The sequence below is a fragment of the Pseudokineococcus sp. 1T1Z-3 genome, from assembly GCF_037482365.1.
Classification (GTDB): domain Bacteria; phylum Actinomycetota; class Actinomycetes; order Actinomycetales; family Quadrisphaeraceae; genus Pseudokineococcus.
In genome coordinates this window covers 219,348-239,513 of the sequence record NZ_JBBHZF010000012.1, presented here as the reverse complement: position 1 = coordinate 239,513, position 20,166 = coordinate 219,348, and the positions used below count along the sequence as shown (strand labels likewise).

Genomic DNA, 20,166 nt, shown 5'->3' with positions numbered 1-20,166 from the left:
CGTCGTCGGGGATAGCGGTAGGCGCACCGTACCAACATGCTGGTCGATGTCCACTCCTCTGGACAGCAGACTCAGCCTCGCCCGTCCAATAGGCTGGACGGACGTTCCGCGGAGCCCCATCCGTAACCCACTGCAGGAGGTTCGGACATGTCGGCACAGATGAGCGCCCAGGGGTCACCGGTCCCCGCCGTCACGCGCGCCTCGGCGCTGCTGGACGCGCTGGCCGCCGCCGGGGGCGCTCCCCTCTCGGTGAGCGAGCTGGCGCGCCAGCTCGGGCTGGCCAAGTCCTCCACGGCCAACCTCTGCCTGGCCCTGGAGTCCGAGCGCCTGGTGGTCCGCGGGGACACCGGCTACACCCTCGGCCGGCGCCTGGTGGAGCTGGGCGGGGCCTACCTGAGCACGGTCGACCAGGTGCGCGAGTTCTACGCCGCCTGCCGGCGCGCCCCCCTCGTCTCCGGCCTGACGGCCCGCGTCGCCGTGCTCGAGGGGCTCGACGTGCTCTACCTCGCGCGCTACGACGGGGCGCAGCCGATCCGCCTGACGGCGAACATCGGAGACCGCTTCCCGGCCCACTGCACCGCCACCGGCAAGGTGCTCATGGCGGCGATGGCCCCGGCCGCGCTCGACGAGCGGCTGCGCGGGCGCACCCTGGCGCCGCTGACCGAGCGCTCCATCACCGACCACGGCCAGCTGCGCAGCGAGCTCGAGCGCGTGCGCGCACAGGGGTTCGGCCTCGACGACGAGGAGACCACGCCCGGGGTGGTCTGCGTGGCCATCGCCGTCCCGGGCGCGCGCACGGACAGCGACACCTTCGCCATCAGCGCCACCACCGTGACCACCGGCCCGGGCGGCGCCGACACCCTGGACCTCCAGGCGGTCCGGGCCGACCTGGAGACCGTCGCCGAGGCCCTGGGCAACCCGCTGGTCGTCGCACGGTGAGGCGAGTCCTGTCGGGAGCCACCTCGACCAGGGCTTGCCAATCCTCTGGACAGCGTCCATCATCGTGAACGCCGAGCGATGGAGCTCGACCGCCGGAAAGCCCCGGCGTGACGTGCTGGAGGAGTCCATGGCCGGACCGGAGCAGAGCACCCCGAGCCCAGGAGGAGCAGCTCTGAGCCTCGGCGCCCCGCCGCTGGTGGCGGTACGGGGCGCCAGCAAGCGCTTCGGCGCCACCCAGGCGCTGGACGGCGTCGACCTCGACGTCCACGCCGGCTCCGTGGTGGCCCTGCTCGGCCAGAACGGGGCCGGGAAGTCCACGCTCATCAAGGCGCTGGCCGGCGTCTACACCCTCGACGACGGCACGGCCGAGATCGTGGGCGAGCCGGTCGGGACCCCCGGCGCCGCACGCCGGATCTCCTTCATCCACCAGGACCTCGGGCTGGTCGACGGCCTGACGGTCGCCGAGAACGTCGCCCTGGGCACCGGCTACCCGCGCCGCGGCGCCGCAGGTCGCACCCCGCGGTGGGCGCCCATCGACTGGCGGGCCGTGCGCCGGCGCGCCGACCGTGCCCTCGAGCTCATCGGTACGGAGGTCGACCCCCGCACGCAGGTGGCCGACCTCTCCCGCACCGAGCGCTCGCTCGTGGCCATCGGCCGCGCGCTGGTGGTCGACGCGAAGGTGCTCGTGCTCGACGAGCCGACCGCGAGCCTGCCCGTCGATGAGACCCACCGGCTGCTCTCGGTCGTGCGCGGCCTGCGCGACGAGGGCCTGGGCATCGTCTACGTCACCCACCGCCTCGACGAGGTCTTCGCCATCGCCGACGAGGTGGTCGTCATGCGCGACGGGCGCGTGGTCGCCGTCTCCGCCCTGACGCGGACCACCCCCGACGAGGTCGTCCGCCAGATCGTCGGGCGCAAGCCCGTCCCCCCGCCGCCGCCCGCCCCGCGGGAGACCTCCGGCGCCGCCCTCGAGCTCGACGCCGTGGTCGGCGAGCGCGTCGGCCCGGTGTCCATGTCCGTGCGTCGCGGCGAGGTCGTCGGCCTGGTCGGCCTCGCGGGTGCCGGCCACGTCGAGCTCGGGCGCACCGTGCTGGGGGACTCGACCTTCTACTCCGGTGCGATCCGTCTCGACGGGACGCCGTACACGCCCACCGACGTCGCCACCGCCGTGCGCCGAGGGTTCGGGCTGGTCACCAGCGACCGCGCCGCCGAGGGCCTGGCGATGCCCCTGACCCTCACCGAGAACCTCATGCCCAACCCCGCGCTCACCGGCGACAAGCCGTGGTCCTGGCGCCGCCAGGGCGCCGAGCGGGAGCGGGCCGCCGAGCTGGTCGCCACCTTCGGGGTGCGACCGGCTGACCCGGACCTCCCGGTCGGGGGTCTGTCCGGCGGCAACCAGCAGAAGATCATCCTCGGCCGCTGGCTCTCGACGGACGCCTCCGTCCTGGTGCTCGAGGAGCCGACCGCCTTTTTTAATGATACGGCGACCACNCGACGGACGCCTCCGTCCTGGTGCTCGAGGAGCCGACCGCCGGCGTCGACGTCGGGGCCAAGCACGAGATCTACACGCTCCTGGACGTCGCGCTCGAGCGCGGGCTCGCCGTCCTGCTCATCTCCACCGACTTCGAGGAGGTCGCCCAGGTGTCACACCGAGCGCTCGTGTTCAAGGACGGCGAGATCGTCCGTGAGATCGGCCGGGCGGACCTCAGCGTCGCCACCCTGGTCGCCCTGGCCTCCGGCGCCCGGTCGTGAGCGCCCCCGCGACCGACCGGCCGCCCACCACCCCCGCCCAGGAGCCGCGACGCTCGCGCCACCGCACCCCGCTGGTGGGCACCTGGGGCTTGCCCGTGCTGACGGTGCTGCTCTTCGCCGTCTTCGCCCTCGCGCTGCCCAGCACCTTCCCCACGGCCACCAACATGAGGGCGATCCTCACCAACCAGTCGATCCCCGCGCTCCTCGCGCTGGGGGCGATGATCCCCATCGTCACCGGTCGCTTCGACCTGTCGATCGGCTACGGCATCGGCCTGGCGCACGTGGTCGCCATGTGGCTGCTGGTCAACACCGACCTGTCCTGGCCCGTGGTGCTGCTCCTCGTGGTCGCCAGCGGCGTGGTCATCGGGCTCGCCAACGGGCTGCTCGTCGAGGCCGCGCAGATCGACAGCTTCATCGCGACCCTCGGCACGGGCAGCGTGCTGTACGCCCTGACGGGCTGGATCACCGGCGGTGGCCGCATCGTCCCCGGCACCGAGGGGCTCCCGGCCGCCTTCACGGACCTGACCAACTCCACCTTCCTGCTACTGCCGGTGACGTTCTGGTACGTCGTCGTCCTCGGTGTGCTGCTGTGGGTGGCCCTGGAGCACCTGCCGATCGGCCGCTACCTGTACGTCGTCGGCGCCAACCCGCGCGCTGCAGCCCTGGTCGGCATCCGCAGCAGCCGCACCATCGTCCTGGCCTTCGTCGGCTCGGCCGTGGTCACCGCCCTGGCCGGCGTGCTGCTGGCCGCCCAGCAGCAGATCGGCGACCCCAGCGCGGGACAGTCCTACCTGCTGCCCGCCTTCGTCGGTGCGCTGCTCGGGTCCACCACCATCAAGCCGGGGCGCGCCAACGCGGTGGGCACCCTCGTGGCCGTCGCGGTCCTCGCCGTGGGCCTCTCGGGCCTGCAGCAGCTCGGCGCGGCCTTCTGGACCACCCCCCTGTTCAACGGCCTGACCCTGCTGGCCGCCGTCGGCCTGGCCGGGTACGCCGCCCGCCGCCGCCAGCGCGCTGGCGCGGCGGCCGGCGCCGCCGGCCGCTCCAGCGGCGGCAGTGCGCCCACCCCCGGGCCGGGGTCACCGCCGTCGGCCCCGGGCACCACCTCGAGCAGCTGACGACCTCCCCGCCCACCCCGCACCACCCGGCCGGCCCGCCGGCCCGACCCGCCCTGTCCTCGAAGGAGACGACATGCGCACCACGACCTCCCCCCGCTCCACCCCCGCCCGGAGGCCCCGCACCGCCCGCCTCGCGTGGCGCCTGGTCGCCGTCGGCGGCGTCGCCGCCCTGACCGTGGCCGGCTGCTCGCGCGGCTCGCAGCAGTCCTCCAGCGAGGCCACGGCCACCGGCGAGGGCGCCTGCCCCGACGTCGTCGCCGCCGCGCAGACCGCCGTGGACGCGGCCACCGCCACCGACGCCCCCTGGGACGGCCCCACCACCGGGCCTGCCGCCCAGGAGGGCAAGACCATCGCCTACGTCGCCCAGACCATGACCAACCCCGGTGTGTCCAGCATCGCCGCCGGCGTCCAGGAAGCCGCCGCCGAGATCGGCTGGGACGTGCGAGTCCTGGACGGCCAGGGCGACCAGGCGGGCATCCAGAACGCCTTCGGCCAGGCTCTCGCCCTGAACCCGGCGGGCATCGTCGTCAGCGGCTTCGACCCGAAGTCCACCCAGGCGCAGATGGACCAGGCCGTGGCCGCGGGCATCCCCGTCGTCGGGTGGCACGCCGTCGGCACCCCCGGCCCCAGCACCGACCCGGCGCTGTTCACCAACGTGACGACCAGGGTCGAGGACGTCGCCAAGATCAGCGCGCAGTACATCATCGCGGAGTCGAACGGCACCGCTGGCGTCGTCGTCTTCACCGACGACTCAATCCCCTTCGCCGCCGGCAAGGCGCAGATGATCGAGGACGAGCTGGGCACCTGCAGCTCGGTCCAGGTGCTCAACACCTCCAACATCCCGATCCCTGACGCCGGAACCCGCACCCCGCAGGAGTTCTCCTCCCTCGCCTCCCGCCTGGGCGAGGACTGGACCTACTCCGTCGCCATCAACGACCTCTACTTCGACAACGCCGCCACCCCGCTGCGGGCCGCCGGCAAGCAGGGCGACGGCGCGCCGTACAACGTCGGCGCCGGCGACGGCTCCGAGGCCGCCTTCCAGCGCATCGCCAGCGCCCAGTACCAGGCGGCCACGGTCCCCGAGCCCCTCAACCAGGAGGGCTGGCAGATCGTCGACGAGCTCAACCGCGCCTTCGCCGGCGAGCCGGCCAGCGACTACGTGCCCGCCATCCACATCACCGACGCCGACAACGTCGGCTCGACCACCAGCTGGGACCCGGCGGGCTACCGCGAGGCCTACTCCGCGATCTGGGGCGGGTGACAGGCACCACCCCAGGAGGACGTGGCCGGCCGCCGCCGCGGCCGGCCACGCTCGAGACGACCACACCGAGGAGCACCGTGCCCACGACGGCCCACCCCCTGTTCGACATCTCCGGCACCACCGCGCTGGTCACCGGCTCCAGCCGAGGCATCGGCCTGGCGCTGGCCACCGGGCTGCTTGAGGCCGGGTGCACCGTGGTGCTCAACGCCCGCGACCCGCAGCGCCTGGACGCCGCCCGCGAGCAGCTCGCCGCCGGTGCCGCCGGGCAGCAGGGCCCGGGCCGCGTGCTCGCGGTGCCCTTCGACGGCACCGACGCCGACGCCGTCCGCGCCGGGGTGGCGCGGGTGGAGGAGGAGGTCGGCCCGATCGGGATCCTCGTGAACAACACCGGGATGCAGCACCGCCAGCCGTTCCTGGAGTTCCCGGACGAGACGTGGCACCAGCTGCTCGCCACCAACCTCTCCAGCGCCTTCTTCGTGGGCCGGGAGGTGGCGCGCCGGATGGTGCCCCGGGGGCGAGGCAAGATCATCAACGTCGCCTCGCTGCAGAGCGAGGTCACCCGGCCCGGCATCACCCCGTACGCGGCCACCAAGGGCGGGCTGAAGATGCTCACCAAGGGCATGTGCGCCGAGCTGGCCCCCTCCGGCATCTGCGTCAACGCCATCGGTCCTGGCTACTTCGACACCGAGCTCACCGCGGCCCTCGTCGCCGACGAGGAGTTCAGCGCCTGGGTCAGGGGCCGCACCCCGGCGGGCCGCTGGGGCGACGTGCGCGACCTCGTCGGAGCGCTGCTCTTCTTGTCCAGCCCGGCCTCGGACTTCGTCAACGGCCAGGTGCTCTACGTCGACGGAGGCATGACGTGCGTGCTGTGACCACCCGCGCCGCGGGAGACCTGCGCGTCGAGGAGCTGCCGACCCCCACCCCCGGCCCCGGCCAGGTGGCGGTGCGCATCGCCTACGGCGGCATCTGCGGCTCTGACCTGCACTACTACCACCGCGGCGGCGTGGGTGACTTCCTCGTCCGCGAGCCGCTGGTCCTCGGCCACGAGGTCTCCGGCACCGTCGAGGCGCTCGGTGCGGGGGTCACCGCCGGGGTGGAGGCCCCCGCCGTCGGCGCCGCCGTCACCGTGCACCCGGCCACCCCCTGCGGGCGGTGCCGCCAGTGCCGGGCGGGTCGCGCCAACACCTGCCCGACGACCCGCTACCTCGGCAGCGCCGCGCACCTGCCGCACGTGCAGGGCGGCTTCACGGACGTGCTGGTGGTGCCCGCCGGGCAGGTGGTGGCCCTGCCCGAGCAGCTCAGCTCCGGCGCCGGCCTCCGGCGCGCCGCGCTCGCCGAGCCCCTCGCCGTCGCGCTGCACGCCCTGCACCGCGCGGGCGACGTGGGCGGCCGCCGCGTGCTGGTCACCGGCGCCGGCCCGATCGGCGCCCTGGTCGCCGCCGCCGCCGCCCACGCCGGCGCCGCCGAGGTGGTGGTGACCGACCTGGTGGACGAGGCGCTGCAGGTCGCCCTGGCCGTCGGGGCGACCCGGGTGGAGAAGGCCGACGCGCTCTCCGCGTCGCTGTCGACCGACGGACCCCTCGACGTCGACGTCGCCGTCGAGGCCTCCGGCGCCCCACCGGCGCTGACGACCTGCGTCGACCACGTGGTCCGCGGCGGCGTCGTCGTGCAGCTGGGTCTGCTGCCGCCCGGGTCGGTGCCCTTCCCCGGCAACCTGACCGTCACCCACGAGGTCGACGTGCGCGGCGCCTTCCGCTTCACCACCGAGATCCACGACGCCGTCGCGCTGCTCGCGGACGACCTGCCCGTCGAGGCGGTGCTGACCCAGACCTACCCCGTGGCCGACGCCCGGGAGGCCTTCGACCTGGCCGGTGACCGCGTCCGCGCGAGCAAGGTCCTGCTCGACCTCACCTGCTGACGCCGGACCACAGCCCTTCTCGACCGGCGGCCCCGCCGCGTCCCGACGGAAGTGGGGCTGCGGGAGCGCGCTGCGCTCGGACCGCGCGACCACCGGCGGCGTCCACCTCTACGGCGACGACCGCGACGACCCGACCCGACCCGACCCGACCCGACCCGACGCTAGAGGACCTCGGCAGCGGCGGCCCGGGCGATGGACTGGCTGAGCCAGCGCACGCGGCTGCCGACGGCCCAGCTCGCCAGCGGCCTCGAAGCCCTGCCCCAACGCGTCCGCAGGAGGGTGGCAGTGTCCACGCGGAGGCGGCAGCCCGCCCCGTCTGGCGTCACGGACACGTGCAGGACGGCGGTGACGTCCTCGGCGTCGTGCCACAGCTCGCGCCACAGCACACCGCCAGGTCCGGTGCGCACGAACAGCACTCGCACCGACCGGGTCTTCTCGCCCTTTCGGTAGACCAGGCTCAGCACCCCGCCCTCGTCGACGACGGCGTCGACGGCGGGATCCCATTCCGGTCGGCGCCCCGCGTCGCCGAGCACCGCCCACACCGCCTCCGCAGAGACGGGCAGCTCGTGCGTCACCGACGCCGACAGGCATCGACGTGCCGGCCCCAGCGCGGCTGTCGCTGCCGCCACCTCGACCGGGACATCGAGCGCGACTGCCGTCGCCCCGCTGGCCAACGACGCGCGCAGGACTTCGAGGTCGACGCCTGCCGAGGACAGCACGCGCTCGACGCGACGTCCCTCGTCGTCCAGCAGCGCCCGCAGCAGAGCCCGGTCGTCCTCCTTGTGGTCGACCGACTGCATGACCGCCAGCGCCCTCGTCCCCCAGGGCACGCTGACGACGCGGGCGGCGTCGCCCCCTCGCACCGCCGGCGGGACCGCGACCTGGACACCGAGGGAGTGCGTGTCAGCCGCCTGCAGCTGCTGGACCGCCTGGCGTACCGACGGCAGGTCCGCCCCCGCCGCCGCGAGGCGGGACGCGCTCGGCCCTCCGGTGAGGAGCAGCCCGACCAGCAGGTGGTCAAGATCGACCTCTGGGTGCCCGAGCTCGGCGACCTCCTCCATCGCCGCCGTGCTGATGTACCGCGACTGGCGCAGCAACGACCGCCCTGCCCGGCGTCGCGCAGCACCCCGACGTCGTCCTTGCTCGTTCACGACCGCTCCCCCCCTTCGGTGACGGCGTCCCGCAGCCTCTTGGCGTACTTCTTGTGGACGGCCTGACGGGTGACGCCAAGGCCCGCGGCGACCTGCGACCAGGAGGCCCCCGACCGCAGCGCCGCCTCCACCTGCCGCAGCTCGAGCGTCTCCAGCACCCGCCGCAGCGCCGCAACGGCTCGCAGTCCTTGCGACGGATCGGCCGTGTCGGCCGCTGCACCGGCGAGCTGGGCTGCATCCATGGCGTCAACGTAGGTTGCCCCTTCCTGCCACGTCAACTCTGGTTGACCCAACAGGTCGGGCGCCCGCCCGCCACCTCCCAGGCTGGCGACGTGACCTCGCCCCCGTCAGGGCGTGACTCCCGCTCTGGTGGTCGCGCGGACGACAGCGGTGATGGCCGTCCCGACGAGCCGCGAGAGCCCACGTCCCTAGCGCTGCAGGCCTGGCCACGCTGCAGCGGCCAGCATCCTCTGCCACGCCCCCCCGTCGATAAGGCGGACGTCCTCGTCGACAACCGACGGCAGCGGTGGGGCGACGTCTTCGCCGACCACTACCTGCCACCGCGTCCGTGCTGCCGCCCTCGAGCAGTGCGCCTGGCAGTGCATGGGGGAGCTGGAGGGCACGACCGGGGAAGGCGTCCGTCGGAGGTGATCGTGCACGGTCACCTCCGACGCACAGCTGACCACGAAGCCTTGCCCGGCATGCGCGCCCAGCACGGCCCTGCCATGACCACCGGCCCGTGGACGTTCGTGGCGAACAGGCGAGCGTCGCCCTCCTCGACGGCACCCCGGTAGCCGTAGCCGGCGTCGTCGACCAGGAGGTCGACCCCGCCGAAGCGCTCCTCGGCGGCACGGACGGCGGCGCCGACCTGCTCGCCGTCGGTCACGTCGACGGGCACCGCCAGCGCCGTCGACGGGTACGCGTCCGCGAGGACCTGCACGGACCCGGGGTCGCGGGCGGTCACGAGCGCCTGTCACCCCGCTCGAGGACCGCCTCGGCCAGGGCACGCCCCAGTCCCGTCGAGCACCCGGTGATCAGCCACGTGGGCCGGGTCCTCCGTCGTCGTCCAGCAGAGCGTCGTCGTCCAGCAGCGCGCGACCGCGCCGTCGTCGGACGATCGCGCACCTGGCACCTCCGGCGCGAGACGAGAAGGACGACGCCGACGGGCTGCCCCTCAGGTCCGCTGGCCCGGAGCGCGCGAGGCCAGGACCGCCGTGCAGGCACCGAGCACGACGGCGCCGCCCAGAGCCACCAGCCCCGCAAGAGTGGTGAGCTCGGCAGCCCGGCTCAACGACCCCGCGGGTGGCGCGATCCCCAGGGTCTCCGCACGGCTGTAGAGCCCGAGCCCGACGGGGAAGAAGAGCAGCGTCGTCACCATGGTCACGGCAGCCACCTCGCCGCAGGCGCAGGCGACGCCGACGAGACGACGCGGAGCCGCAGGGAGGGGTACAGCAAGGGTGGCCAACTTCATGGCCAGCAGCCAGGCGCCCACGCCGGCTGCCGCCAGGACGACGACATAGGGCAGGACGGGCCACCACCCGCCGACGTCGGGGCTGTACAGGGCGGCGAGGTCAGTGGTCACCGTCGCGCGTGGGTCGACGACGAAGAGCAGAAGCAGGCTCCACAGGACGGCCAGCGACGCGACCACGCCGAGCCGGCGCCGCGGCGCCGCGGCCGAGGTCGACACCACCGCGGAGGGAAGGCTGGCGGTCATGCCGCCATCCTGCCGCGGGTCGCCGTCCCGTCGCCGGGCTTCCGGCCGCCGCCGCCGCCGCGGCATGCCGGTGCGCCGAGGACTGCCTCGCGGGCACCTCCCGCGACGGACCGTCCCAGAGACCAGCTCGCGGGACGTGACCGTGCACCGTCCCCTCCTGCGAACAGCTCGTCAGGACGGCGGCCGGGCGCGCCCGCCGGGTCGAGACTGGGCGGCGTGGACACCACCCCCAGCGAGGCCTTCTGGCGGATCGGCGACGGTCGGTTCGCGCTCCTGACGACCTTCCGGCGCAGCGGCGTCGGCGTCGCGACCACCGTGTGGCTGGCGCGCGACGGCGGACGCCTCGTGGTCACGACGCCGGGCGCCAGCGCCAAGGTCAAGCGCCTGCGCCGGGACGCGCGCGTCCTGCTCGCGCCGTGCGGACGCCTCGGCCGGGTCGCCCCCGGCGCACCCGTCGTCGAGGCCCGCGGGCGCGTCCTCGGCCCCGACGGCGAGCACCCCGGCGCGGTGGCGGCGCTCGCCGCCAAGTACGGCGTCGCCTTCCGCGTCGTCCTCACGCTCGAGGCGGCGATGCGTCGCCGCCGCGGGGGCGACACCGCGCGCGTCGTCGTGGCCCTCGAACCGGCGGGCTCGACGCAGCGCTGACCACCCGCCCGGAGGCCGGAGGCGCGCGGCGCTGCCACGAGGCGCTCGTGGACGACGCCGCCCTCTCCGACATCGCGCACCGCCGGCGTCCCGTGGCCGCGCCCGTGGACCTCGTCCGGGTGCGCGAGCTGCTCGCCTGGCTCGCCCCACCGACGGGAGGGCGGCTGCTCGACCTCGGCAGCGGCCACGGCGCGTGGCTGCTCGAGCTCCTCACCGGCCGAGACGACCTCACCGCCGTCGGCGTGGAGCTGTCCCTTCCCGACGGCCTGGCCGAGGCCGCACAGGCCAGCGGCGTCCGTGACCGGGTGCGGTGGGAGGAGGCCGACGCCGTGCAGTAGAGCGGCGGGACCGTCGACGTCGTCCTGTGCGTCGGCGCAAGCCACGCCTTCGGCGATCTGGCCGCGACCCTCGCCGCGGTACGCCGGCACCTGCGCCCCGAGGGTCGGGTGCTGCTCGGCGACGTCTTCTGGGAGACCGCACCGACTCGCGCAGCGGTGTCCGCCCTGGACGCCGCAGCCGGGGACTTCCCCGACCCGGCTTCCTCGCCGATGCCCGGGCCGCCTCCTTCGAGCCCGGCTTCGGCCACGTCAGCACCCAGGCGGAGTGGGACGACTACGAGTGGTCCTGGACCGGCTCCCTCGTCGACTGGGCGCTGCACGAGGCGCCCACCGACGACGACCGCCAGCAGGCGTTGTCGACGGCTCGCGAGCACCGCCGGCAGTGGCTGGGTGGGTACCGCGGCGTCCTCGGCTTCGCCACGGTGGTCCTGCACGACGTCGCCACGCCGCAGGGCTCGGAGCCCTGACCGACAGCCGAGGCTCGGTCACCGAGGCGGGCGCGCCTCACTCGACCGTCGGGATCGACGCCTCCTGGGCCACCCGGTGCGACGACGGCTCCAGGAGCTCCTCGAGGCATGGCCAGACCCGCCGTGAGGGGCAGCGCCAGGCGCCACTGACGGAGAGTCCGCCTCAGTCTCCCCGGCAGCGGTCGACCAGGACGAAGGCTCCCGGGCCGCTCAGCCCCTCGGCGTGGACGCGGCGGCCAGCCACCACCCTTGGTGAGGAAGCGGTTGATGTCGCCGTGAGGACCGCCGTTGACACCAGCCCCTCCTCGAGCTCGACGGCGACGACCCCGTCGTCATCCACGCGATGACGCTGCGTCCGAAGTTCCATCGATCCTTGGCATGAGGCAGACGCCGATGCGCCACACCGACGAGGAGATCGACGCGGCAGCGCACCGCTTCGAGCGGCTGGCCGACGAGCTCGACCCCGAGACCGCTCTCGCGGTGGACACCGCAGACCTCCAGCGCGTCGCGTCGGCCACACGGTCGGTCCGGACTGAGGAGATGCGACTTCGCGAGGCCGTCGCCGAGGGACAGGTCCACGGCCGTTCCTGGGCGCAGATCGGCCTCGCCCTCGGCGTCTCGCGGCAGGCGGCGCGTCAGCGGTTCTCCGACCGTGCCTCGGCGTGAGGTCCTGGCCCGGCAGACGTGCTGACAGGCCCGCGCTCCGGGACTGACGACGTCCTCTGGGGGCATCACGCCGCGGGGCTGCGCAGCGAGGTGGTGACCGAGGTGCGGGCGGGTCTCGCCGTCGCCGCCGACGAGTCCCAGCCCGGCTGAGCGGCGCCTCGACTGGCGTCACCACCCGTCAGGCCTGGACCTCCGGCCCGTCGAGCGGGAGGCTCGAGGTATGTGGTCGGACAAGAGCGGCGACCCGTCGACGGACGACGACGGTGAGCGGTGGCAGCGCACCTACCAGCGACCCGACAACGAGGTCGGCGTCCCCGTGCCGCTGTCGCTCGTCCTCGCGCGCACCGAGGACACGGCGGTGGTCCTGACGTCCGTGCTCGCCTACAGCACGGGCTTCGCCTTCGACGTCGCCGTCCGCCTTCGCCAGCCGCCGCCCGACGACCGTGACCTCTTCTGGCACGGGTTCGGCCGCTCGACGTCGGCAGACTCGTTGCTCCTCGGCGTCGAGTACGTCGACGGGCGGCGACGCTCGGTCCTCGACGTCGACGACGCACCGTGGTCGCCCTCGGGGCGTGCGAACCGCGCGGCGGCCGAGGCCGGCCCCCTCACCCTGGTGGGCGGCGGAGGTGGCGGGGGCGGCAGGACGTACGACCACAGCTGGTGGGTCCACCCGCTGCCGCCCCCCGGTCCGGTGCGGGTCGTGGTGCGGTGGGACGCCCAGGGGCTCGCGGAGTCCGTCACCGAGGTCGACGGAGCGGGCATCGCCGACGCCGGCGCCCGGGCGGAGGCGCTGTGGCCGTGGGAGCCCGAGCGGCGCCGTCACGACGTTGAGGCGCCGTCGCCGGCCCGACCCAGCGACGGCTGGTTCGCGACGCCGTAGCGGTTCACCTCCATGAGGTGTCCCTCCAAGGTGACCGCGCACGGTCTCCTCCGACCTGCGTCGTCGGACCACCGGGGCACCCTGGCGACACCCGCCGCCCTTCTCCTCCTCAGCGGCGGCGGCCGGGGGGCGGGTTGACGGAGTCCCCGCCGTCGCTGAGGTCGCCGTCGGGCGGGACCCGGTGGGCCTCCAACGCGGTGCTCGCCACCACGGCCTCGACCAGTGACGCGGGCCCGCCGACCAGCGTCGAGTCGAGGTCGACCTCCGTGGACAGGCACCAGGACCGGTCGTGCGGCCAGAGCAGGGCGGGGGACTGGCGCCACAGCCACTCCCCGGGCCACACCTCGGCGACGTCGGCGCAGGTGCGTCGACCCAGCCGCGCAGCGGCCGCCAGCGGACCGGTGAAGAGGAGGTACCCCCGACCGGGCAGCTGCAGCCGGGGACCGCCGAGGACGTCCGCCGAGAACGCGGGTGGAACTGGCCCGGGGTCTTCGCCGTCGCCGTAGAAGCCGACGCCCCGGCCGTCGACCCAGCCGTGGCCCTCCCACAGGGCCATCACGTGCTCCTGCTCGGCAGGCGTCCACGACCCGAGGACGTCGAGCAGCGCCGCCAGGGCCGTGGGCTGGAGGTCGCCCTGCTCGGGCTCCTCCCCCTCCCACTCCGTCGTCCTGGTGCGCCGCGTGCGGGAGGTCCCGCTGATCGCCTCCCACTGCATCAGCGGGTGCGCCGTGCGCCCGGTGGCCTCGCAGACCTGCGCCCACGTCGTCTGCTCCGGCGACCCGTCGTCACCGACGGGGTGGAGCACCCGCGCGTACGCCTCGTAGCCGCTCGGCACGAAGCTGGTGACCGGCGCCCCACCGGCTCCGCTCTCCGTCAGGCGAGGAGCCAGCCAGGCCCCCAGCGAGACAGCCGGCGTCCAGACAGGCTCCACGAGACCTCCATCTCCGCCGAGAGCCGCCCGGCTCCGTGCCACCGCTGTCCAGGGCGTCCGACGGCGGAAGCAGGATGACGCACGAGCGGCCGGCCCGGACGGACGTCGAGTCCGACGGCGCGCACGTCCAGCAGCTGCCCGACCTGCCGGAGGTCGGACTCGACGCGCCGCGGCGACCGGACGAGCGGGAGGCGGCGCCCGCACCAGGCGGGCACGCGCGCTGCGTCATCGACGTCGACCTGCGCTGGTCGATCCGCCGACCTACGGTTCCGGTCCGCCCTGGCTCGTCCGCCGGGGCGGTGTCGTCGACGCATCCCGGGAGAGCCCCATGCCCCTGCAGCCCACCGTCGTCGTCCTCGACGTCAACGAGACCCTGTCCGACATGAGGCCGATGGCCCGCCGGTTCCGCGACGTCGGCGCGCCGGAGCACCTGGCGCGGCTGTGGTTCGCGACGCTGCTGCGGGACGGCTTCGCCCTCACCGCCGCCGGTACGCGCCCGACCTTCGCCGACCTGGGCGTCGACGCGCTGCGCACCGTGCTGGCCGGCGTCGACCTCGACCGCGACCGTGAGGCGGCCGTCGAGCACGTCATGTCCGGCTTCTCCGAGCTCGGGCTGCACCCCGACGTCGCCGAGGGCCTGCGCGCGCTGCGCTCGGCGGGGTACCGGCTCGTCACGCTGACCAACGGCGCCGCACAGGTCTCCGAGCAGCTGCTGGCCGGCGCGGGCGTCCGCGACCAGGTCGAGCGGCTCATCTCGGTCGACGACGCCGAGGCGTGGAAGCCGGCGCGGGCCGCCTACGAGCACGCCGCCCGCGTGTGCGAGGTACCCCTGGCGGAGATGCTGCTCGTCGCCGCCCACCCGTGGGACGTCGACGGCGCCGCCCGCGCCGGCCTGTCCACGGCGTACGTCGACCGCACCGGCGCGCCCTACCCCGCCTCCTTCACCGCGCCCGACCTCGTCGTCACCGGCCTTGGCGACCTCGCGGCCCGGCTGGGGTGAGCCGACGAGGGCGCGAGCGGCGCCCTCGCCGGCACGGCCTCAGCCGATCTCGGCCCGGTGCACGCGCAGCGCGCCGAGCACGGAGGGCACGAGGACCCAGATCGCCGAGGCCGTGGCCAGGCGGGCCCACTCCGGCGCGCCCATCTGGAGGCCCTGCCCGACGGGCGTCAGGGCGGTGCTGAAGTCGACCCACGGCGCGACGTCCTGCAAGGGGCCCACGAAGAGCAGGAGCAGGGTCACGGCGGTGGGGACGACGAAGTACAGGACGATCGCGACGGGCGAGCTCAGCAGCAGCAGGGCCAGCGCGAAACCCACGAGCACCGAGACCAGCAGCAGCACGAACGGCTGCAGCACCTGCCACCACTGGACGTCCCAGTCCGCCGGGACGTCCTGCACCGCCGCCCCCGCAGCGGTGCCTGCGGCCGTGACGGCCACGCTGACGGCGAAGGCGGCCACCGTGAGCACGAGCACCGCCAGCAGCTTCGCGGTGAGCACCCGCTGGCGCCGCGGGACCAGGGTGAAGGTGCCGGTCGCCGTGCGCGCCGACCACTCGCTGGTGACGACGAGGATGGCGATGACCGGCACGAGGAAGCCGGCCGGCGTCTGCTGGAGCACCAGCCAGAAGGCGTAGTCGCCCGCCTGGTCCCCGCCGGCGAGGACCTGGACGGCCACGACGGCGAGCGAGACGAGCACGACGACCACCAGCAGCCAGAAGCCGGCCCGGGTGTCGACGGCCTTGCGCAGCTCGACGCCCGCGAGGTGGCCAAGCCCCGGCGGCTTCGTGGGCGCCGACGTCTGCGGACGGGCGTGGGTGTCGGTGGACGTGCTCATCGCGAGGCCTCCTGCGCGCTCGTCGCGGGTGCTGCGTGCGGGTCGGGCGCGTCCGGGCGGTCCTCGCCCAGCTCGCTGCCCTGGGTCATCGAGAAGAAGAGCTCCTCCAGCCGGCGACCGCCCACGGGGCGCAGCCCGGTGAGGACGACGCCGGCCGCGAGCGCCGCACGTCCGACCGCCTCCGCGCCGGCCTGGACGGTGAGCCCCTCCTCCGACGGCGTCACGCCCACCCCCGTGGCCTGCAGCGCGGCGACCAGCGCCTCGTCGTCCAGGCTCCGGACCAGCACCGCCTCGCCGGAGGAAGCCGCCAGCAGCTCCTCCTTGCTGCCCGCGGCGGCCACCCGCCCGCGGCCGATGACGACGAGCTGGTCGGCGATGGCCTCGACCTCCCCGAGCAGGTGCGAGGACAGCAGCACGGTGCCGCCGCGGTCGGCGAAGTCGCGCAGCAGCCCCCGCATCCAGAAGATGCCCTCGGGGTCGAGCCCGTTGGCCGGCTCGTCCAGGACGAGCACGCGCGGGTCGCCCAGCAGGGCGACGGCCAGGCCGAGCCGCTGGCGCATGCCGAGGGAGTACTGGCGGGTGCGCAGCCGCTCCGGGCGGCCGGCCAGCCCCACGAGGGCGAGGACCTCGTCCACCCGCTCGGCGGGCAGCCGCATCGTGCGGGCGGCCAGGGAGAGGACCTCGCGGCCCCGACGGCCGGGGTGGGTGGCCCCGGCGTCGAGCAGGACGCCGACGACGCGACCGGGGTCGGGGATGTCGGCGTAGGCGCGGCCGTCGACCGTGGCCGAGCCGGACGTCGCCCTCGACAGCCCGCAGAGCACGCGCATCGTCGTCGTCTTCCCGGCGCCGTTGGGGCCGAGGAAGCCGGTCACGGTGCCGGGTCGGCACGTGAAGGTGACGTCGTCGACGGACAGCTGCCCGCCGTAGCGCTTGGTGAGGTGCTCGACCTGGATCATGCGAGAGATCCTCTCGCGGCGCTCGCGCCGCGTCCTCCGCCCTGAGGTGGATCGCTCGCTCCACCTACGGGGGGAATGCCGAGGCGTCCGCCGGCCAGGCCGAGGGTGTGGACGCAGGACGCACCTGACGGCGTCCTCGGTCCACACGCGCGGCGGCGGGGCCCTGGCGGCTGCCCGGCGCGCTCGACGCCAGCGGTCGGCGAGAGGACGATCTCCGGGCGAGGCCCCTCCCCGCGAGCGCCCTCACCCACACCCGCCGCGCCGCTCGGGAGCAACGATGACGGACGCCCGCCTCGCCGACTGGCTGCTCGACTCCGACCCTGCGCTGCGCTGGCAGGTCGAGCGAGACCTGCTCGGCGCCTCCGAGGAGGTCTGGCGGGCGACGCGGGCCCGGGTCGCGACCGAGGGCCTCGGGGCGGAGCTGCTCGCGCGCCAGGACGCCGACGGCCAGTGGGCCGGCGGCGCCTACTTCCCCGCCGGGTGGGACGGGAGCAGCGGCGAGCCGCAGCCGTGGACCGCCACCACGTGGGTGCTGAACGACCTGCGCGAGTGGGGCCTCGACGCGGCGGTCCTCGGCGACACCGCCCAGCGGCTCGCCGCGAACGCCCGCTGGGAGTACGACGACCTCCCGTACTGGGGCGGCGAGGTCGACTGCTGCATCAACTCCTGGACCCTGTCCAACGGCCTGTGGCTCGGCGCGGACGTCGACGGCCTCGTCGACTGGTTCCTCGCCCACCAGCAGGGCGACGGCGGCTGGAACTGCGAGTGGGTCGAGGGCTCGACGGTGTCGTCCTTCCACTCGACGCTCAACGTCCTCGTCGGGCTGCTGGACCACCAGCTCGCCACCGGTGACGCCGACCGCACCCGCGCCGCCCGCCGTCGCGGCGAGAGGTACCTGCTGCGGCGCAGCCTCTTCCGGCGCTTGTCAACCGGCGAGCCCTTCTCCGAGCGGGCCACGAGTCTGGCCCACCCCCGCCGCTGGTGCTACGACGTCCTGGCTGCGGCCGACCACTTCCGTGCCGCCTCGCTCGCCGACGGGAGCACGCCAGAACCCCGCATGGGCGAGGCGGTCGACGTCGTCCGCAGCAAGCGGCAGCCCGACGGCACCTGGCTGCAGGGCCACCGGCTGCGCGGCGACGTCTGGCTCCACGTCGACGCCCCCACCGGCGAGCCGTCGCGGTGGCTGACCCTGCAGGGGACGCGCGTCCTGGACTGGTGGGACGCGCAGTCCTGACGACGCCCGAGTCCGACGTCGCGCAGGTCCGGCAACCCCTGCACCTGCGCGGCGTCGGACTCGGGGGAGTCCCGGTCAGTCCAGGACGGCCGTCGCCTCCAGCTCGACGAGGACGTCGGCCTCGAAGAGCGCCGCGACGCCGATCACCGAGGCCGGCGGCAGCGGCGACGGCAGGCCCACCTCCTCGGCCACGGCCTCGATCCCGGCCATGAAGGGCCCGATGTGCTCGGGCTCCCACCCGGCGACGTAGAAGGTGAGGCGGACGACGTCGTCGTATCTCGCCCCGGCCGCCGTCAGGCCACGGGCGGTCGCGCGCACGACGTGCGCCACCTGGCCGGCGAGGTCACCGGTGGCGACGGGTTGCCCGTCCGCGGTGCGGGCCACCTGCCCGGCGACGTGCACCTGCCGGGTGCCGGTGGCCACGGCGACGTGGGCGTAGGGGACGGCGGGCATCATGCCCCCGGGGCTCAGGCGCTGGACGGTCACGGCAGCTCTCCTCTGCGGACGGTCGGTGCGGACGACGCCCTTCCTAGCCACCGCCGGCAGAGCACCTCAACGAGACCAGAGCCCGACGAGGAGACCAGGTGTCATGACGGATACCGCACGCGTACTCCCAGACACCCACCGCGACGACACCCACCGCGACGACGCCCTCCGCGTCGACCAGCCGCACCGCGAGCTGCTCGACCAGGTCCTGGACACCTGGTCGTTCGGCGTCCTCGCCGAGCTCTGCGAGCGCCCGTGCCGCTTCGACGAGCCGCGTCGGGCCCTCCCCGCCGTCACGCAGAAGTCGCTGACGGCGACGCTGCGCCGGCTCGAGCGCAACGGCGTCGTCGAGCGCCGCGTGCTCAGCACCCGGCCCGTCGCGGTGCAGTACCGGATCACCCCGCTCGGCAAGACGCTGCGCGAGCCCGTGGACGCGCTCCTGGCGTGGGCGCAGGTGCAGATGCCCCGCATCGAGGCGGCGCGGCTCGCCTACGACGACGCGCTGGACGGCTGAGGGCGGCGTGGCGGCACGGGCGCCGTCCCCGTGGCCGCCCACGCCGGCCACGGGTCGAGCGACCTCGGCTGCCGGTCACGGCCACCGGTCAGGGCCGCCGGTCAGGGCCGCCCACGGGGGCGCAGCTCAGACCTTGCCGCGCAGGAGCCGGCGGAAGTAGACGACGGGCAGGCCGTAGCGGTCGAAGAGCCATGTCGTGCGGCGGGGCACGAAGCGACGCACCGGCAGGTGGCGCGGGCGTGGCCCGGAGCGGTCGCGCTCGACGAGCACGAGCCGTCGGCGGCTGGTCGTCACCGGCATCACGGTGAAGCCGTCGTAGCGGCGCAGCCGTCTGCCCTTCGCCGCCGCGGCGAGGTTGCGGGCGAGGACGTCGACCTGCTTGCGCAGCCCGCCCCCCGAGGAGCTGGTGCCGAGCGAGGCGACGTCGCCGATCGACCAGACGTCCTCGTGCCGGCGCGAGCGCAGCGTCTGCGGGTCGACGTCCACGCGACCGCCGTCGGCCTCGGTGCCCAGCCCGCCGCCGGCGACCCACCGCGGTGCCCGGTAGTGCGGGACGACGTGGGCGTGGGCCAGGTCGTCCAGCTGGCGGGAGCCCGTCGGCGTCGACAGCTCGACCGAGCGCAGGACCGGGTCGACCCGGGCGACGCGAGCCCCGCGCAGCACCCGGACGCCGTAGCGCTCGAAGGCCCGCTCGAGCCGCGCGTCGGCCTTGCGGACGCCGGTCACCTGCTTCTCGGGAAGGGCGAGGACGACGTCGAGGTCGCGCAGGACACCGGCCCGCCGCCACGAGTCGCACGCCATGAACAAGGGCTTGAGGGCGGTCGCGGCGCACGGCGCCGGCTCCGGCGGCACGGTGAAGAGCACCGTGCCCTCGCGCACCGCCTGCAGCGCGGGCCACACGAGCGTCGCCGCGCCGGGCACGTACGTCGACGTCGCCCACCCGGCGGCGTAGGCGTCCTGCAGCCCGGGGGTCGCGTCCCAGTCCTCCTGCATCCCCGGGCAGACGACGAGCGTTGAGTAGGTGATCCGGCGCCCGCGGCCCGTGGTGACGGTTGACGCGCCCGGGTCGACGGCCGCGACGGCGTCCTGGACCCAGCGGCACCCGCGCGGCACGACGCGCGCCATCGGACGCTCCAGCGCACTCACCGGCGCCTCCCCCACGCCGACGTAGTTCAGCAGCGGCCGGTAGCGGTGCACCGGCGAGGGCTCCACGAGGGTGACGTCCTCGGCGCCGTCGCGCAGCAGCCGTGCCGCCAGGGAGATGCCGGCGTTGCCGCCCCCGACGACGAGGACCTCGGCGTGGTCGACCAGGGCATCTGCGCGGGTGAGGGTCACACCTGACCATCGCCTCAGGTCGCCCATGCCGCC

At 74.9% G+C, this 20,166-nt stretch carries 23 protein-coding genes and 2 pseudogenes; 16 read left to right on the top strand and 9 right to left on the bottom strand.

Annotated features, from left to right (window positions below):
• Positions 1 to 147 precede the first annotated feature (147 nt).
• The 7 genes and pseudogenes from WDV86_RS04555 (at position 148) to WDV86_RS04530 (ending at position 6,985) form a co-directional block, all read left to right on the top strand.
• Complete coding sequence (locus tag WDV86_RS04555; protein WP_339566415.1) at positions 148 to 939, top strand: IclR family transcriptional regulator; 792 nt, start codon at positions 148 to 150, stop codon at positions 937 to 939.
• A 127-nt stretch (positions 940 to 1,066) separates the two neighbouring features.
• Positions 1,067 to 2,347: pseudogene (locus WDV86_RS16220) on the top strand (sugar ABC transporter ATP-binding protein); the annotation flags it as partial.
• A gap of 104 nt (positions 2,348 to 2,451) precedes the next feature.
• Positions 2,452 to 2,691 carry a hypothetical protein gene (locus WDV86_RS04550; protein ID WP_339566414.1) on the top strand — a complete coding sequence of 80 codons (240 nt, stop codon included), beginning with the start codon at positions 2,452 to 2,454 and terminating at the stop codon, positions 2,689 to 2,691.
• Positions 2,688 to 3,806: an ABC transporter permease gene (locus tag WDV86_RS04545; protein WP_339566413.1), complete on the top strand. Its 1,119-nt coding sequence runs from the start codon at positions 2,688 to 2,690 to the stop codon at positions 3,804 to 3,806. The genes WDV86_RS04550 and WDV86_RS04545 overlap by 4 nt, the downstream gene beginning before the upstream one ends.
• 73 nt (positions 3,807 to 3,879) lie before the next feature.
• Positions 3,880 to 5,067 carry a substrate-binding domain-containing protein gene (locus WDV86_RS04540; RefSeq protein WP_339566412.1) on the top strand — a complete coding sequence of 396 codons (1,188 nt, stop codon included), beginning with the start codon at positions 3,880 to 3,882 and terminating at the stop codon, positions 5,065 to 5,067.
• Between the two features lie 77 nt (positions 5,068 to 5,144).
• Positions 5,145 to 5,939, top strand: coding sequence for an SDR family oxidoreductase (locus WDV86_RS04535; protein WP_339566411.1), 795 nt, complete (start codon positions 5,145 to 5,147; stop codon positions 5,937 to 5,939).
• Positions 5,927 to 6,985, top strand: a complete 1,059-nt coding sequence (locus WDV86_RS04530) for an L-idonate 5-dehydrogenase (protein WP_445262928.1) — start codon at positions 5,927 to 5,929, stop codon at positions 6,983 to 6,985. The genes WDV86_RS04535 and WDV86_RS04530 overlap by 13 nt, the downstream gene beginning before the upstream one ends.
• Positions 6,986 to 7,146: 161 nt before the next feature.
• On the opposite strand, the gene WDV86_RS04525 is transcribed toward WDV86_RS04530, so the two are convergent.
• The 4 genes and pseudogenes from WDV86_RS04525 to WDV86_RS04510 all read right to left on the bottom strand — a co-directional run bounded on the left by WDV86_RS04525 (position 7,147) and on the right by WDV86_RS04510 (position 9,850).
• Positions 7,147 to 8,082 (bottom strand): Clp protease N-terminal domain-containing protein, encoded by a 936-nt coding sequence (locus tag WDV86_RS04525; protein ID WP_339566409.1) that lies wholly within the window; start codon positions 8,080 to 8,082, stop codon positions 7,147 to 7,149.
• 50 nt (positions 8,083 to 8,132) lie between these two features.
• The gene (locus tag WDV86_RS04520) at positions 8,133 to 8,378 is read right to left on the bottom strand and encodes a hypothetical protein (RefSeq protein WP_339566408.1); all 246 of its coding nucleotides are present in this window, start codon (positions 8,376 to 8,378) and stop codon (positions 8,133 to 8,135) included.
• Between the two features lie 482 nt (positions 8,379 to 8,860).
• A pseudogene (locus WDV86_RS04515) lies at positions 8,861 to 9,174 on the bottom strand (SDR family NAD(P)-dependent oxidoreductase); the annotation flags it as partial.
• 136 nt (positions 9,175 to 9,310) lie between these two features.
• Entirely contained in the window at positions 9,311 to 9,850 is a 540-nt protein-coding gene (locus WDV86_RS04510; protein WP_339566406.1) for a hypothetical protein, read from the bottom strand.
• A gap of 216 nt (positions 9,851 to 10,066) precedes the next feature.
• On the opposite strand from WDV86_RS04510, the gene WDV86_RS04505 reads away from it, so the two are divergent.
• The 6 genes from WDV86_RS04505 to WDV86_RS04480 all read left to right on the top strand — a co-directional run bounded on the left by WDV86_RS04505 (position 10,067) and on the right by WDV86_RS04480 (position 12,846).
• Positions 10,067 to 10,495, top strand: coding sequence for a PPOX class F420-dependent oxidoreductase (locus WDV86_RS04505; RefSeq protein WP_339566405.1), 429 nt, complete (start codon positions 10,067 to 10,069; stop codon positions 10,493 to 10,495).
• Between the two features lie 47 nt (positions 10,496 to 10,542).
• The gene (locus tag WDV86_RS04500; protein WP_339566404.1) at positions 10,543 to 10,833 is read left to right on the top strand and encodes an SAM-dependent methyltransferase; all 291 of its coding nucleotides are present in this window, start codon (positions 10,543 to 10,545) and stop codon (positions 10,831 to 10,833) included.
• 26 nt (positions 10,834 to 10,859) lie between these two features.
• On the top strand, positions 10,860 to 11,300 hold the full coding sequence (locus WDV86_RS04495; RefSeq protein ID WP_339566403.1) for a hypothetical protein: 441 nt from the start codon (positions 10,860 to 10,862) through the stop codon (positions 11,298 to 11,300).
• Positions 11,301 to 11,678: 378 nt separating this feature from the next.
• Complete coding sequence (locus WDV86_RS04490; protein WP_339566402.1) at positions 11,679 to 11,966, top strand: hypothetical protein; 288 nt, start codon at positions 11,679 to 11,681, stop codon at positions 11,964 to 11,966.
• Between the two features lie 18 nt (positions 11,967 to 11,984).
• On the top strand, positions 11,985 to 12,116 hold the full coding sequence (locus WDV86_RS04485) for a hypothetical protein (RefSeq protein WP_339566401.1): 132 nt from the start codon (positions 11,985 to 11,987) through the stop codon (positions 12,114 to 12,116).
• A gap of 70 nt (positions 12,117 to 12,186) precedes the next feature.
• Positions 12,187 to 12,846, top strand: coding sequence for a hypothetical protein (locus WDV86_RS04480; RefSeq protein WP_339566400.1), 660 nt, complete (start codon positions 12,187 to 12,189; stop codon positions 12,844 to 12,846).
• Between the two features lie 109 nt (positions 12,847 to 12,955).
• Here WDV86_RS04480 and WDV86_RS04475 read toward each other — a convergent pair whose 3' ends face one another.
• Positions 12,956 to 13,777 (bottom strand): hypothetical protein, encoded by an 822-nt coding sequence (locus WDV86_RS04475; protein ID WP_339566399.1) that lies wholly within the window; start codon positions 13,775 to 13,777, stop codon positions 12,956 to 12,958.
• Between the two features lie 328 nt (positions 13,778 to 14,105).
• On the opposite strand from WDV86_RS04475, the gene WDV86_RS04470 reads away from it, so the two are divergent.
• A complete protein-coding gene (locus WDV86_RS04470; protein WP_339566398.1) occupies positions 14,106 to 14,777 on the top strand; it encodes a haloacid dehalogenase type II in 672 nt (223 codons plus the stop codon).
• Positions 14,778 to 14,816: 39 nt separating this feature from the next.
• On the opposite strand, the gene WDV86_RS04465 is transcribed toward WDV86_RS04470, so the two are convergent.
• Both WDV86_RS04465 and WDV86_RS04460 read right to left on the bottom strand, forming a co-directional pair.
• A complete protein-coding gene (locus WDV86_RS04465; RefSeq protein WP_339566397.1) occupies positions 14,817 to 15,608 on the bottom strand; it encodes a hypothetical protein in 792 nt (263 codons plus the stop codon).
• Positions 15,605 to 16,564, bottom strand: a complete 960-nt coding sequence (locus tag WDV86_RS04460) for an ABC transporter ATP-binding protein (RefSeq protein WP_339566396.1) — start codon at positions 16,562 to 16,564, stop codon at positions 15,605 to 15,607. The genes WDV86_RS04465 and WDV86_RS04460 overlap by 4 nt, the downstream gene beginning before the upstream one ends.
• Positions 16,565 to 16,841: 277 nt before the next feature.
• On the opposite strand from WDV86_RS04460, the gene WDV86_RS04455 reads away from it, so the two are divergent.
• Positions 16,842 to 17,798, top strand: coding sequence for a squalene cyclase (locus tag WDV86_RS04455; protein ID WP_339566395.1), 957 nt, complete (start codon positions 16,842 to 16,844; stop codon positions 17,796 to 17,798).
• A 75-nt stretch (positions 17,799 to 17,873) separates the two neighbouring features.
• Here WDV86_RS04455 and WDV86_RS04450 read toward each other — a convergent pair whose 3' ends face one another.
• Complete coding sequence (locus WDV86_RS04450; RefSeq protein ID WP_339566394.1) at positions 17,874 to 18,284, bottom strand: RidA family protein; 411 nt, start codon at positions 18,282 to 18,284, stop codon at positions 17,874 to 17,876.
• A gap of 103 nt (positions 18,285 to 18,387) precedes the next feature.
• On the opposite strand from WDV86_RS04450, the gene WDV86_RS04445 reads away from it, so the two are divergent.
• Positions 18,388 to 18,798, top strand: a complete 411-nt coding sequence (locus WDV86_RS04445) for a winged helix-turn-helix transcriptional regulator (protein WP_339566393.1) — start codon at positions 18,388 to 18,390, stop codon at positions 18,796 to 18,798.
• 126 nt (positions 18,799 to 18,924) lie between these two features.
• Here the strand turns inward: WDV86_RS04445 and WDV86_RS04440 are convergent, their stop codons facing one another.
• The gene (locus WDV86_RS04440; RefSeq protein ID WP_339566392.1) at positions 18,925 to 20,133 is read right to left on the bottom strand and encodes an NAD(P)/FAD-dependent oxidoreductase; all 1,209 of its coding nucleotides are present in this window, start codon (positions 20,131 to 20,133) and stop codon (positions 18,925 to 18,927) included.
• Positions 20,134 to 20,166 lie beyond the last annotated feature (33 nt).

Bases quoted from the DNA above. Each gene is read 5' to 3' on its own strand.
- WDV86_RS04555 (WP_339566415.1), top strand. From the start codon at position 148: ATGTCGGCACAGATGAGCGCCCAGGGGTCACCGGTCCCCGCCGTCACG.
- WDV86_RS04540 (WP_339566412.1), top strand. From the start codon at position 3,880: ATGCGCACCACGACCTCCCCCCGCTCCACCCCCGCCCGGAGGCCCCGC.
- WDV86_RS04520 (WP_339566408.1), bottom strand. From the start codon at position 8,378: ATGGATGCAGCCCAGCTCGCCGGTGCAGCGGCCGACACGGCCGATCCG.
- WDV86_RS04510 (WP_339566406.1), bottom strand. From the start codon at position 9,850: ATGACCGCCAGCCTTCCCTCCGCGGTGGTGTCGACCTCGGCCGCGGCG.
- WDV86_RS04490 (WP_339566402.1), top strand. From the start codon at position 11,679: ATGAGGCAGACGCCGATGCGCCACACCGACGAGGAGATCGACGCGGCA.
- WDV86_RS04480 (WP_339566400.1), top strand. From the start codon at position 12,187: ATGTGGTCGGACAAGAGCGGCGACCCGTCGACGGACGACGACGGTGAG.
- WDV86_RS04470 (WP_339566398.1), top strand. From the start codon at position 14,106: ATGCCCCTGCAGCCCACCGTCGTCGTCCTCGACGTCAACGAGACCCTG.
- WDV86_RS04465 (WP_339566397.1), bottom strand. From the start codon at position 15,608: ATGAGCACGTCCACCGACACCCACGCCCGTCCGCAGACGTCGGCGCCC.
- WDV86_RS04460 (WP_339566396.1), bottom strand. From the start codon at position 16,564: ATGATCCAGGTCGAGCACCTCACCAAGCGCTACGGCGGGCAGCTGTCC.
- WDV86_RS04455 (WP_339566395.1), top strand. From the start codon at position 16,842: ATGACGGACGCCCGCCTCGCCGACTGGCTGCTCGACTCCGACCCTGCG.
- WDV86_RS04445 (WP_339566393.1), top strand. From the start codon at position 18,388: ATGACGGATACCGCACGCGTACTCCCAGACACCCACCGCGACGACACC.